General features: G+C 57.8%; 9 protein-coding genes and 2 pseudogenes. 3 read left to right on the top strand and 8 right to left on the bottom strand.

All coding sequences use genetic code 11. From position 1 onward, the window contains the following. Positions 1-18: 18 nt before the first annotated feature. From AAHB66_RS14135 to manX, 3 genes are read right to left on the bottom strand one after another with little or no spacing between them, the layout of a single operon-like run. Positions 19-870 carry a PTS mannose transporter subunit IID gene (locus AAHB66_RS14135; RefSeq protein WP_039030789.1) on the bottom strand — a complete coding sequence of 284 codons (852 nt, stop codon included), beginning with the start codon at positions 868-870 and terminating at the stop codon, positions 19-21. Between the two features lie 12 nt (positions 871-882). After that, positions 883-1,680, bottom strand: coding sequence for a PTS mannose/fructose/sorbose transporter subunit IIC (locus AAHB66_RS14130; RefSeq protein ID WP_032611504.1), 798 nt, complete (start codon positions 1,678-1,680; stop codon positions 883-885). A gap of 46 nt (positions 1,681-1,726) precedes the next feature. Continuing rightward, positions 1,727-2,698 (bottom strand): PTS mannose transporter subunit IIAB, encoded by a 972-nt coding sequence (gene manX, locus AAHB66_RS14125; RefSeq protein WP_347113365.1) that lies wholly within the window; start codon positions 2,696-2,698, stop codon positions 1,727-1,729. 464 nt (positions 2,699-3,162) lie between these two features. On the opposite strand from manX, the pseudogene yoaE reads away from it, so the two are divergent. Then, positions 3,163-4,723 (top strand): annotated as a pseudogene (gene yoaE, locus AAHB66_RS14120) (CNNM family cation transport protein YoaE). Here the strand turns inward: yoaE and AAHB66_RS14115 are convergent. The 4 genes from AAHB66_RS14115 to pabB all read right to left on the bottom strand — a co-directional run bounded on the left by AAHB66_RS14115 (position 4,724) and on the right by pabB (position 9,962). Beyond that, on the bottom strand, positions 4,724-6,316 hold the full coding sequence (locus AAHB66_RS14115; protein WP_347113364.1) for an EAL domain-containing protein: 1,593 nt from the start codon (positions 6,314-6,316) through the stop codon (positions 4,724-4,726). Between the two features lie 162 nt (positions 6,317-6,478). Continuing rightward, complete coding sequence (sdaA, locus tag AAHB66_RS14110) at positions 6,479-7,843, bottom strand: L-serine ammonia-lyase (protein ID WP_333849163.1); 1,365 nt, start codon at positions 7,841-7,843, stop codon at positions 6,479-6,481. A gap of 184 nt (positions 7,844-8,027) precedes the next feature. Then, positions 8,028-8,606, bottom strand: coding sequence for a CoA pyrophosphatase (locus tag AAHB66_RS14105; RefSeq protein ID WP_347113363.1), 579 nt, complete (start codon positions 8,604-8,606; stop codon positions 8,028-8,030). Positions 8,607-8,609: 3 nt separating this feature from the next. Continuing rightward, positions 8,610-9,962 carry an aminodeoxychorismate synthase component 1 gene (gene pabB / locus AAHB66_RS14100; RefSeq protein WP_347113362.1) on the bottom strand — a complete coding sequence of 451 codons (1,353 nt, stop codon included), beginning with the start codon at positions 9,960-9,962 and terminating at the stop codon, positions 8,610-8,612. A 61-nt stretch (positions 9,963-10,023) separates the two neighbouring features. On the opposite strand from pabB, the gene AAHB66_RS14095 reads away from it, so the two are divergent. Beyond that, positions 10,024-10,209, top strand: a complete 186-nt coding sequence (locus AAHB66_RS14095) for a YoaH family protein (RefSeq protein WP_142489930.1) — start codon at positions 10,024-10,026, stop codon at positions 10,207-10,209. A 5-nt stretch (positions 10,210-10,214) separates the two neighbouring features. Here the strand turns inward: AAHB66_RS14095 and AAHB66_RS14090 are convergent, their stop codons facing one another. Continuing rightward, a complete protein-coding gene (locus AAHB66_RS14090) occupies positions 10,215-10,559 on the bottom strand; it encodes a RidA family protein (RefSeq protein ID WP_347113361.1) in 345 nt (114 codons plus the stop codon). 128 nt (positions 10,560-10,687) lie between these two features. Here AAHB66_RS14090 and AAHB66_RS14085 point away from each other — a divergent pair. After that, positions 10,688-12,599, top strand: a pseudogene (locus tag AAHB66_RS14085) (ATP-dependent DNA helicase). Positions 12,600-12,658: the final 59 nt, after the last annotated feature.

Genomic DNA, 12,658 nt, shown 5'->3' with positions numbered 1-12,658 from the left:
GGGGTATTCAGTGAAACCTTACAGGCCCAGCAGACCGATAGCGTAACCTACGATACCGATAACGAAGAAGCCGACGATGATCCACAGCGCATTGACTTTCTTACGCAGCAGCCACATACAGGCGAAGGTTAACAGCAGCGGCACCAGGCCCGGCATCAGCTGGTCAAGGATGGTTTGCACGGTGGTGACGCGCGTCTGACCATCCTGGCCGGTGATGGTGGAGACCACCAGCGGGATGTTAACGTGCGTCCACTTGTTTACCAGCGCCCCCATGACAAACAGGCCGAGGATTGACGCCCCCTCAGTCAGTTTCTGCAGGAAGCCGCCGCCCATATCCTGAACGATATCCACGCCTTTACGGTAGCCGTACGCCACGCCGTAGTAACGGGTCGCCAGACGCACCACGTTGAACAGGATGAAGAACAGCAGCGGACCGAGCAGGCTGCCGCTCATGGCGATACCGGCACCCAGCGCTGCGAAGACCGGACGTACGGTACCCCAGAAGATCGGGTCACCCACGCCTGCCAGCGGCCCCATCAGACCGACTTTGATACCGTTGATGGCACCATCGTCGATCTCGGCACCGTTCGCACGCTGCTCTTCCATCGCCAGGGTTACGCCCAGTACCGGGGCGGCAACGTAAGGATGGGTATTGAAGAATTCCAGGTGACGCTTAATCGCCTGGCGACGCGCTTCGTTGTTTTCCGGGTACAGGCGTTTGATCGCCGGCACCATCGAGAAGCAAAAGCCCAGCGCCTGCATACGTTCGAAGTTCCATGAACCCTGGAACAGGTTAGAACGGATGAACACGCCACGAATATCCCCTGGAGTCAGTTTTTTCTGAGGGGTAGTTTTAGTCATATCAACCATGTCGCTCACCTGCTAGTCCAGTTCGTTATCGAGATCGTTATTACCAGCAACCTGTGCACCACCGGCTACGCGGTTATATTTCGGGCTCAGCTGGATGTAGAGGATAGCCATTACTGCACCAATCACGCCCAGTGCGACCAGGTTGAAGTTGGTGAATGCCGCAGTAACAAAGCCGAGGTAGAAGAACGGCATCAGATAGCCTGCGCGCATCATGTTGATGACCATCGCGTAACCAACAACCACGATCATGCCGCCGGCAATGTTCAGACCGCCGGTCACCACCTCAGGAATGGCGTTCAGCATGCTCTGGACTTCGCTGGTGCCCACAGAAATCGCCACGATCACCGCCGGGATGGCGATACGCATCGCCTGCAGGAACAGGGATGAGACGTGGATCCAGGAGAGGGCCGTCAGGTTGCCATTCTCCGCCGCCTTATCAGCCGCATGCTGGAACGCAACGGTGATGGTACGCACGATGATGGTCAGAACCTGGCCTGCAGCTGCCAGCGGAATAGCCAGCGCGATACCGGCACCGATATTTTGATGGCCGGCGATAACCAGAACGGTAGAGATGATGGAGGCGAGCGCCGCATCCGGTGCAACCGCAGCACCGATGTTCATCCAGCCGAGGGCGATCATTTCCAGGGTACCACCGATGATGATACCGGTTTTCATATCCCCGAGAACGGCGCCGATTAACGTACAGGCAACCAGCGGACGGTGAAACTGAAATTCATCAAGTACGGATTCCATACCCGCTATACAAGCGACGACGAACACCAGCACAATCTGAAGAGTGGTAATCTCCATTGTACTTCTCCTATGACATAAGCTTTATGTGAAAATCAGCGCAGGGTTATTTCCCGACTTTGCCGATCAAATCCATCATTTTCAGTTTCTGGTCGGTGGAAACCTTACGGGCTTCCAGTTCAATACCGCGTGCATTCAGTTTGTTAAAGGCTTCGATATCCTTCTCATCGACTGAAATCGCGTTATTCACCTGGGTTTTACCCTGACGAAACGCCATACCCCCAATGTTGACGGACTTGATGTTCACGCCGCCTTCGACAACGCGTTCCACGTCGGTCGGATTGGTAAACAGCAGCATGATGCGTTCGCCGGCATATTTCGGGTTGTTGTATACGCGGATCATTTTGGCGACGTCCACCACGTGGGCGGTCACGCCCGGTGGGGCTACCTGAGTAAGAAGGGTTTTACGGACCGTATCGGCGGCCACTTCATCGCTGACCACGATGATGCGCTGGACGTTGGTCTCTTTGGTCCAGCGTGTCGCTACCTGACCATGGATCAGACGGTCGTCGATACGCGCAAGGCCAATCTGCATGTAATCATTCGGACCCATTGGCTTAAGCGGGGCGGTGGGTTTCGCCGCAGCGGCAGCAACCGGCGCAGGTTTTGCAACCTCGACCGGCTTCGCTTTCAGCGCTTTCACACCTTCGCGACCGGTTTCGACCGCCAGCGCCACCAGCTCGTCAAAGCTCGGGTTGTCGTCGCGTGCCATCAGGGTTTCAACCAGCATCGGAATATTGACCCCGGCGACCACCTCATACTGATCTTTATCGACCACAATGCGGCTGGCGGCGTTAAACGGGCTGCCACCCCATGTGTCAACAAGGAACAATACGCCGCTGCTGGTATCCAGTCTGGACAGTTGAGCCGTGTATTTTTCTATCAGTGTCTCGGCGTTTTCACCGGGAACGAAATCGATCCAACCGACGTTTTCCTGTTCGCCTAAAAGCATTTCTGCGGTTTTAAGTAACTGCTCTGCAGCCCAACCATGTGTGCCTATAACAATAGCAATAGTCACTTGCTACCTCCTTTTATTATCGTTAATGTCCAAAACGCGTCAGGACATTAGTGATCATCTTCGAAAGAACGAATCGATTCAGATAAGGGTTAGAGTTCAATGAACTAATACTTACGCGATTTATTTTAGACAGTGAAAAAATAATTTATGTGATGAAGATCCGTAATTTAGCCTAAGCCAATGAGATATTTCTGTGATCAAAAAAAAGCGCTGAAACATCTGTTTGCAAAGGAAAGTAAATCTTTGCCATAAAGCCCAGGTCTCTGATATGTTTAGCGTCCGTTTACTTGTCAGGAGTATTGGGCAGTAGCCCACTGTATGGACCGTCACCGACGCCAGTCACACATCCGGCCAATTCTGGCCAGCCTTACCGGCGATTCGCGCCACTCACTGTTTACGCCTTTTACCGTTTCGCTCGACATTACCGCGGCGCCGTTTTGCCATTCCTTTAGCAGGAGCTTGTCATGGAATTCTTAATGGACCCGCAGATCTGGGTGGGATTGCTCACGCTGGTCGTGCTTGAGATCGTACTCGGCATCGATAACCTGGTGTTTATTGCTATCCTTGCGGATAAACTGCCGCCTAAACAACGCGATAAAGCCCGTTTAATCGGCCTGTCACTGGCGCTGATCATGCGTCTTGCGCTGCTGTCGGTCATCTCCTGGATGGTGACGCTGACGCAACCGCTGTTCACTGCATTCGATTTCACCTTCTCAGGGCGTGACCTCATCATGCTGCTGGGGGGGTATATTCCTGCTCTTCAAAGCCACCACCGAGCTTCATGAACGGCTGGAAAACCGCCAGCATGACGACGGACACGGCAAAGGCTACGCCAGCTTCTGGGTAGTGGTGATGCAAATTGTGGTGCTGGACGCCGTCTTCTCCCTCGACGCGGTGATTACCGCCGTCGGTATGGTGAACCATCTGCCGGTGATGATGGCCGCCGTGGTCATTGCGATGGCGGTGATGTTGCTCGCCTCGAAGCCGTTGACACGATTCGTCAACCAGCATCCGACCGTGGTGGTGCTCTGTCTGAGCTTCCTGCTGATGATTGGTTTGAGCCTGGTAGCAGAAGGTTTCGGCTTCCATATTCCGAAAGGCTATCTGTACGCCGCAATTGGTTTCTCGATCATTATAGAGATGTTTAACCAGATTGCCCGCCGCAACTTTATTCGCCAGCAGTCGAACCAGCCGCTGCGTGCCCGTACCGCTGATGCGATTCTGCGTCTGATGGGCGGCCGCCGTGAAGCCAAAGCGCAGCAGGACAGCGATAACCATGTCCCGGTGCCGGTTCCGGAAGGTGCCTTTGTGGAAGAAGAGCGCTATATGATCAACGGCGTACTGTCGCTGGCCTCGCGCTCTCTGCGTGGGATCATGACTCCGCGCGGCGAGATCAGCTGGGTCGATGCCAGCCTGAGCGTGGATGAAATCCGCCAGCAGCTGCTCTCCTCGCCACACAGCCTGTTCCCGGTGTGTCGCGGTGAGCTGGATGAGATCATCGGCGTGGTGCGTGCTAAAGAGATGCTGGTGGCGCTGGAAGAAGGCGTGGATGTAGAAGCTATCGCCTCTGCGTCGCCTGCCATTGTGGTGCCGGAAACCCTCGACCCGATCAACCTGCTGGGCGTGCTGCGCCGTGCCCGGGGTAGCTTTGTTATCGTGACCAACGAGTTTGGCGTGGTGCAGGGCCTGGTGACGCCGCTGGACGTCCTGGAAGCCATTGCCGGTGAGTTCCCGGATGCTGACGAAACGCCGGAAATCATCAATGATGGTGACGGCTGGCTGGTAAAAGGCACCACCGATCTGCATGCGCTGCAGCATACGCTGGGTCTGGAACATCTGACTAACCACGATGACGATATCGCGACGGTGGCCGGTCTGGTGATTGCCGTTAACGGTCAGATCCCGCGTACCGGTGATGTGCTTGAATTACCGCCGCTGAAGATAACCATCGTGACCGCCAATGATTACCGCGTGGACCTGGTGCGCATTGTTAAAGAGCAGTCTGCCCACGACGAAGAAGAGTAGTCAGGGTAACGACGGCAACATGTTCCCGTTGTGAGGGGGTGGCGGAGGTGAACTCTCCGCCAGCCACTGCGGGAAATCCCGCAGCGGCATAGGCCGCGCATACAGGAACCCCTGCAGAATTTCGACGCCGTGCAGGCGAAGATGTCTTGCCTGATCGCAGGTCTCCACCCCTTCGGCCACCAGCTCGATGTTCAGGCGCTGGGCCAGAGCAATAATAATATCCGTCACCGTCGAGTTAACGGCATCGGTGCCAATCGCGGCGGTGAAGGATTTATCAATTTTCAGCACTTCCGGATTAAGCTTCTCCAGCCACGACAGCGAGCTGTTGCCAGTGCCGAAATCATCGATCGCCAGCTTGACCCCTTTCTGATGCAGGGCCTCCACAATGTTGTAATCCATCTCCAGCAGGGTATCGCGCTCGGTAAGCTCAATCACCAGCTGCTGCGCGGGCTCGGCGCTGAACCAGACGCTGTTCAGATCGTGAAGCAGCATCCCGTCGCGAAAATGTTTGGCCGCCACGTTGATGCCAATATGAAATCCCGACGCGGTGGGAAACATCGCCAGATGGCTGACGGTTTCGATCAGCACATAGCGGGTCAGGGGAACAATCAGGTTATGCTCCTCCGCCAGCGGGATAAAAATATCCGGGGCGATCCACCCCTGCCGCGGGTTGTTCCAGCGCAGAAGAATCTCCACCCCCACGCAGTCCTGCTTTTTGGCATCGATCAGCGGCTGGCAAAACAGCTCAAACTCACCGGCAGCAAGCCCGTAATTAATCTCCCGGGTAAAACTCATGCGGCTGGCGGTGGCAAGCCAGGCGATATAGCCCACCAGCATGGTGAATATCGCCGCCAGCGGCAGCTGTGACGGCAGGCTTCTCAGGGCCAGATCCGTCGGGCCAGGGCCGTTAACGGTAATGGTAAACGGGAAATTGCTGGAGGCCTGCTGATACACCGTCTCGTCACTGTCAAACATCAGCGCATCCGAGAGCTGGCGCTCATGGTTCAGATGCTTACCGCCCACGCTGAGGTTAACGTCGTTGATGATCGGCAGCTCGGGCTCCAGCAGCAGCCTGGCGATAAGATCGATATTCACAATCTCCATCACCCCATCATCACTTTCGCCGGGCACCGGATACCACTGAATAAGCACCGGGCTGCCCTTCAGCAGGGCCCGATCGGCGGTGAGGAGCAGTAAAGGCTCGGGGGAAGGCAGTCGGGGCTGGAACTGGCTGATGGGAATATCGCGATTACCGAACATGCTGGAGCAGTAGAGAATACCGTCCTTGATCAAGCCAATCGAGCGCACGGTTTGCAGGGAGGCGGCCTGTTTACGCAGTAAAAAATTGACCTCAACGCAGGGCAGGCCGATCAGCGGTTGCACCACGTCGCGCCCGGTCTCCAGCGGCTGGAGGATCTTATCCAGCGTCTCGACAGCGTGCGACACGAAGGAGGCGGTGGTCTGCTGATTTAAATTGCGCTGCGAAATAAAGCCAATAGTGAGCGTGCAGACAAGGGTGGAGAATGACAGCACCAGGCAGACGATAATCCGTTTGCGGCGATAATCTGTAATCATCCTGTGAGCTGTTTGCATGCCACGGCCACCCGAAAAGCCACTGGCGTGAATGCCCGTGGCAACTCAGGTAGTGTAGTGGGCATTATTTCAGGTAACGAGAAAAGTTCTTAAAATTCGCCCATCCGTATCAGACGGGCGAAGAGGTATGAAAGACGAAAGTCGCAGGGGACAGTCAGAGGATTAGTCGCACTGCACCTTGATGGCCAGGCCGCCGCGAGAGGTTTCGCGGTATTTGGCGTTCATGTCTTTGCCGGTTTCGTACATGGTTTCGATCACCTTATCCAGCGAGACGCGCGGTTCGCTGGTACGGCGCATCGCCATACGTGAGGCGTTGATCGCTTTCACTGAGGCAATGGCGTTACGTTCGATGCACGGCACCTGCACCTGACCAGCAACCGGATCGCAGGTCAGACCGAGGTTATGCTCCATGCCGATCTCTGCCGCCACGCACACCTGCTCAGGGCTTGCGCCCAGCAGCTCTGCCAGACCGGCCGCCGCCATCGAGCAGGCCACGCCCACTTCACCCTGACAGCCCACTTCGGCGCCGGAGATGGAGGCGTTCATCTTATACAGCGCGCCCACCGCGCCCGCGGCGAGGAAGTAGCGAATATAGATATCCGGGCTCACCGATTCGATAAAGTGATCGTAGTAGGCCAGTACCGCCGGAACGATACCGCAGGCACCGTTGGTCGGCGCCGTTACCACGCGGCCACCGGCGGCGTTCTCTTCGTTTACCGCCAGGGCAAACATGTTGACCCAGTCGATCACGTTCATCGGATCGTTGGAGTACTTATCGGTCGTCACCAGCATCCGGCGCAGGGCTGAGGCGCGGCGCGGTACACGCAGCGGGCCCGGCAACACGCCTTCGGTATTGATGCCGCGATCGATACAGGCGCGCATGGTCTGCCAGACGTTAGCAAAATAGTCTTCAATCTCTTTCTTGCTGTGCAGCGCCAGCTCGTTCTGCATCACCATGCCGGAGAGAGACAGGCCGGTTTCGTGACAGTAATCCAGCATCTCTTTCGCCGATTTGAACGGGTAAGGCACCTGCACGTCGCCCGTCGCATCCTGGCCGAAATGCTCTTCGTCGACGATAAAGCCGCCGCCGATGGAGTAATAGGTTTTGCTGTAGACCACTTTGTCGCCGCTGAAGGCGTGGATCTGCATCCCGTTCTCATGCAACGAGAGGTTGTCGCTGCGAAAACGCATGCCGTCGTCCTGTGGGAAATCCACTTCCTGCCGGCCATTCGCCAGCAGCAGACGACCGCGCGTTTCCACGTCGCGGATAAACGCCGGAATGGCGTCAATATCTACGGTGTCCGGCATATTTCCGGCCAGACCCATAATAATGGCGATATCGGTGTGGTGGCCTTTACCCGTTAACGACAGTGAACCATAAACGTCCACGGCCACGCGGGTAATGCTGTCCAGTAATCCTTTTTCGACCAGGTCATCGACGAACTGTTTACCGGCCTTCATCGGGCCTACAGTGTGGGAAGAAGAGGGACCAATCCCCACTTTGAACATGTCGAATATACTAATCACTTTAACACTCCTGACAGGGTTACCGGGTTTCCAGTAACGATGTAATAACTTCGCATAGTGTAAGAGGGAAGCCCGCCGTCAGCTCAACTATTCACATGAATTAAACTAATGGCTAAGGCGGGATTAACTAATATCGGGAGGCAGATCGCAAAGGCGCAAAAAAAGAGGCGAATGTAAAGTATAGTCAAGGTTTCAGGCCGATCTGCAGCGCCAGCTCGCGAATAATTCCCGCCGTCATGCCCCAGACAAAATAATGCTGATACCAGGAGAGCCACACCCGATGATCGTGCCCGCGGCGTTGAATATCCAGCGGATGATAACGGCCCAAACGCAGGGCTTCCGCCAGCGGCATTTCGAACACCGATTCCACTTCGTCCACGCTGGCGTGATAGTGCAGATCCGGCGGAATAATGCCCACCACCGGCGTCACCTGAAATCCGGTCACGCTGTCCACCGGAGGCAGGACGCCAATCACCTCGACCTTGTGCGGCGGAATAGCCACCTCTTCCTCGGCTTCGCGCAGGGCGGCGGCAATTAACGAGGCGTCGGTGCTGTCCACCGCGCCGCCGGGAAACGCCACCTGACCGGCATGCTTACGCAGCTTCGCCGAGCGCCGGGTTAACAGCAGGCCCGGCTGCTCCCGACGAACCACTGGGATCAACACCGCCGCCTGACGCTGGTTCAACGACGTGCTGTTCACCTGCGGGCGCAGAAGCTGAAAACGCGATAAAAAATTGTCGAGGGTCAGGTCGTGGGTATTCACCAGTTAGCGCTCCAGTTGTTGCAGAATACGATTCACTTTATCAAAGGTTTCCTGATATTCCGCCGCGGCCTGGCTGTCAGCCACGATCCCGCCGCCTGCGGAACAGTAAATTTGTCCGGCTACCGCCGTCAGGGTGCGAATGGTGATGCTGGTATCCATGCCGCCGCACAGGCTGAGATAGCCGATGCTGCCGCACCAGGCGTTACGGCGATGGGGCTCCAGCTCATCGATGATCTCCATCGCCCGCACTTTTGGCGCGCCGGTGATCGACCCGCCCGGGAAGGCAGCGCGCAGCAGGTCGCAGGCGGTCTGCGTTGACGGCAGGCGGGCGGTAATGGTGCTCACCAGGTGATGCACCGCAGGGAAGGGCTCCACCACGAACAGCTCCGGCACCCGCACGCTTCCTGGCTCCGCCACCCGGCCAATGTCATTGCGCATCAGATCGACAATCATCAGGTTCTCGGCTCTGTCTTTCGGCGAGGCGGCGAGTTTCTCCGCCTGCTGGCGATCGGCATCTGCATCCGCGAGGCGTGGCAGGGTGCCTTTGATCGGCCGGGTCTGAATGGTGCCTTCCGCCAGATGAATAAAACGCTCCGGCGACAGGCTCAGGATAGCCCCCTCTTCAAGACGCAAAAAGGCGCTGAACGGGGCGCGGTTGTTGGCATTCAGCCGGGTAAAGGCCTGCCACTCGTCACCCTCATAGCGGGCCTGGAAACGCTGGGCCAGATTGACCTGATAGCAGTCGCCACTGTGCAGAAAGGCCTGCACGCGATCGAATTTCTCCTGGTACTCCGCCGCGGTCATATTGGCCTGCCAGCCGGAGGTCAGCCGGAACGCGGGCAGATTGTCGGGCGCACGTTGTGATTCGAGCCACGCCAGCCGGGCCTCAGCATCCCCATGACAGACCAGCGACACCCGCTGTTGGTGGTGATCGACCACCACTGCCCAGTCGTACAGGCCGACGGCCATGTCCGCCAGGGTGATGTCGCGCTCAGCCAGCTCAGGCAACTGTTCGAAGCGGCGACCGAGGTCGTAGCCGAACAACCCCAGCGCGCCGCCCTGGAAGGGCAGGTCCGGGTTCGGCGTGCAGGGCAGGTTCATTTCATCAATGGCCTGCTGGAGCAGACTCAGCGGACAGGCGTCAGAGTGAACACCGTCAATCAGCGTATCCGTCCCGTGGGTCACCAGCGTGGAACGCGGTTCGGCCACCAGAATGTCAAAGCGGCTGTAGGGATGATCCGCATGACCGGAGTGCAGCAGCATCGCCCACGGCAGATGGCTTATTGGCGCAAACCAGAATTCTGCAGCGTCAGGACGCCAGGGTAATGTCAAAACAGTGGGGGATAACGGGTTCATGGGTGGTAGACTACCGGGCAGCGTGAAATAATTAGCGCTGATAATTTAGCAGGAGTTGACGATGTTTGCAGGTTTACCTTCACTGAGCCACGACCAGCAGCAAAAGGCCGTCGAGCGCATTCAGGAGCTGATGTCCCAGGGGATGAGCAGCGGACAGGCTATTTCTCAGGTGGCAGAAGAGCTGCGCGCCACCCATACCGGCGAGCGGATCGTGGCGCGTTTTGAAGATGAGGATGAAGAGGAGTAACGCCCTTACACCGCGGCGATAATCTTAATCTCAACCTTATACTGCGGTTTCATCAGCGTCGCCTGTACCGTGCAGCGTACAGGCGCGTGACCTGCCACGACCCACTCATCCCAGGCTTTGTTCATCGCCGCAAAATCGTCTTTATTCGCCAGGAAGAGAGTCGCATCCAGAATGCGCGACTTGTCACTGCCCTGTTTTTCCAGCACCGCGTCGATCTGCGCCAGGGTATTGGCGGTCTGCTCATACGCCCCGGCGTCCAGATTTGCCGGAACGCCGGTGTAGTACAGGGTCTGGTTGTGGATCACAACATCTGACCAGCGGGCTTCGGCATCAATGCGCACAATTGTCATTTACGTTTCCTCGTGAGTGTCTGTTTCAGCAGGCAAGACTGCCATATTGTTTTGCCTGCGTCACTCTCGACTGGCGCGAGGAGCAGCGGCCTGACATAATCCCCTGTGCAAAAATACAGGGGGGCAGAGTGGCAGACGATTTCGCAGCAGATGGACAGTTAGCAAAGGCAATTCCCGGCTTTAAGCCGCGCGAGCCGCAGCGTCAGATGGCGCACGCGGTGGCCGATGCCATCGACAGCGCCCAGCCGCTGGTGGTGGAAGCCGGCACCGGCACCGGTAAAACCTATGCCTACCTCGCGCCCGCGTTGCGCGCCAAAAAGAAAGTGATTATCTCCACCGGCTCAAAAGCCTTGCAGGATCAGCTCTACAGCCGCGATCTGCCCACCGTAGCCAAAGCGCTGAAATACAAAGGCCGTCTGGCCCTGCTGAAAGGGCGCTCCAACTACCTCTGTATTGAGCGTCTTGAACAGCAGGCGCTGGCGGGGGGCGATCTGCCGGTGCAGACCCTCAGCGATGTGATTATCCTGCGCAGCTGGGCCAACCAGACCCAGGACGGGGATATCAGCACCTGCGCCAGCGTGGCCGAAGACTCCGCCGCCTGGCCACTGGTCACCAGCACCAACGACAACTGCCTCGGCAGCGACTGTCCAATGTATAAAGACTGCTTCGTGGTCAAAGCGCGTAAAACGGCGATGGATGCCGACGTGGTGGTGGTCAACCACCACCTGTTCCTGGCGGATATGGTGGTGAAAGAGGGCGGCTTTGGCGAGCTGATCCCCGAGGCCGACGTCCTGATCTTCGATGAAGCCCATCAGCTCCCGGATATCGCCAGCCAGTATTTCGGCCAGTCCCTCTCCAGCCGCCAGCTGCTGGACCTGGCGAAAGATTTCACCATCGCCTACCGCACCGAGCTGAAAGACACCCAGCAGCTGCAGAAGTGTGCCGACCGTCTGGCGCAAAGCACTCAGGATTTCCGCATGCAGCTCGGCGATCCGGGCTATCGCGGCAACCTGCGCGAACTGCTGGCCGATCAGCATATTCAGCGCGCGCTGCTGCTGCTCGATGATGCCCTGGAGCTCTGCTACGACGTGGCGAAGCTCTCTTTGGGCCGCTCGGCGCTGCTGGATGCCGCCTTCGAGCGCGCCACGCTCTACCGCGCCCGCCTCAAGCGACTGAAAGAGTTTAACCAGCCCGGCTACAGCTACTGGTACGAATGCAACTCGCGCCATTTTACCCTGGCCCTTACCCCGCTCACCGTGGCCGATAAGTTCCAGGACGTGATGGCGCAAAAGCCGGGCAGCTGGATCTTTACCTCCGCCACGCTGTCGGTTAACGACGATCTGCACCACTTTACCGAACGTCTCGGTATCACAGAGGCCAAATCCCTGCTGCTGCCGAGCCCGTTTGATTATGCCACCCAGGCGCTGCTCTGCGTGCCGCGTAATCTGCCGCTGCCCAATCAGCCCGGGGCCGCCCGTCATCTGGCGGCGATGCTCAAGCCGATGATCGAGGCCAACAACGGCCGCTGCTTTATGCTCTGCACTTCCCACGCCATGATGCGCGACCTGGCGGAGCAGTTCCGCGCCACCATGACCCTGCCGGTGCTGTTGCAGGGGGAAACCAGCAAAGGCCAGCTGCTGCAGCAGTTTGTCTCTGCGGGGAATGCCCTGCTGGTGGCGACCAGCAGCTTCTGGGAAGGGGTGGACGTGCGCGGCGACGCCCTGTCGCTGGTGATCATCGACAAACTGCCCTTTACCTCCCCGGACGATCCGCTGCTGAAGGCGCGGATGGAAGATTGTCGTCTGCGCGGCGGCGATCCCTTTGACGAGGTGCAGCTCCCGGACGCGGTTATTACCCTCAAACAGGGGGGTAGGGCGTCTGATCCGCGACGTGGACGATCGCGGGGTGCTGGTGATCTGCGACAACCGGCTGGTGATGCGCCCGTACGGGGCCACCTTTGTCGCCAGCCTGCCGCCGGCACCGCGTACCCGGGATATCGATCGCGCGGTGCGCTTCCTGGCGGCGTCTCAGTCGGAGTAATTTGCTGACGGGTGTGTTAAAATGCGCGCCTTTTTGTGACTGACCCTTGCGAGAGCGCG

Origin of the sequence: Leclercia sp. S52, assembly GCF_039727615.1 — a bacterium.
In the GTDB taxonomy this organism is placed as follows: Bacteria; Pseudomonadota; Gammaproteobacteria; order Enterobacterales; family Enterobacteriaceae; genus Enterobacter; species Enterobacter adecarboxylatus_B.
Note: the sequence above shows the minus strand (reverse complement) of the source record. Positions and strands in the feature narration are given on the sequence as shown.

Excerpts from the sequence above, each read along its gene's own strand:
- AAHB66_RS14135 (WP_039030789.1), bottom strand. The coding sequence starts at position 870 with ATGGTTGATATGACTAAAACTACCCCTCAGAAAAAACTGACTCCAGGG.
- AAHB66_RS14130 (WP_032611504.1), bottom strand. The coding sequence starts at position 1,680 with ATGGAGATTACCACTCTTCAGATTGTGCTGGTGTTCGTCGTCGCTTGT.
- AAHB66_RS14115 (WP_347113364.1), bottom strand. The coding sequence starts at position 6,316 with ATGCAAACAGCTCACAGGATGATTACAGATTATCGCCGCAAACGGATT.
- pabB (WP_347113362.1), bottom strand. The coding sequence starts at position 9,962 with ATGAACCCGTTATCCCCCACTGTTTTGACATTACCCTGGCGTCCTGAC.
- AAHB66_RS14095 (WP_142489930.1), top strand. The coding sequence starts at position 10,024 with ATGTTTGCAGGTTTACCTTCACTGAGCCACGACCAGCAGCAAAAGGCC.
- AAHB66_RS14090 (WP_347113361.1), bottom strand. The coding sequence starts at position 10,559 with ATGACAATTGTGCGCATTGATGCCGAAGCCCGCTGGTCAGATGTTGTG.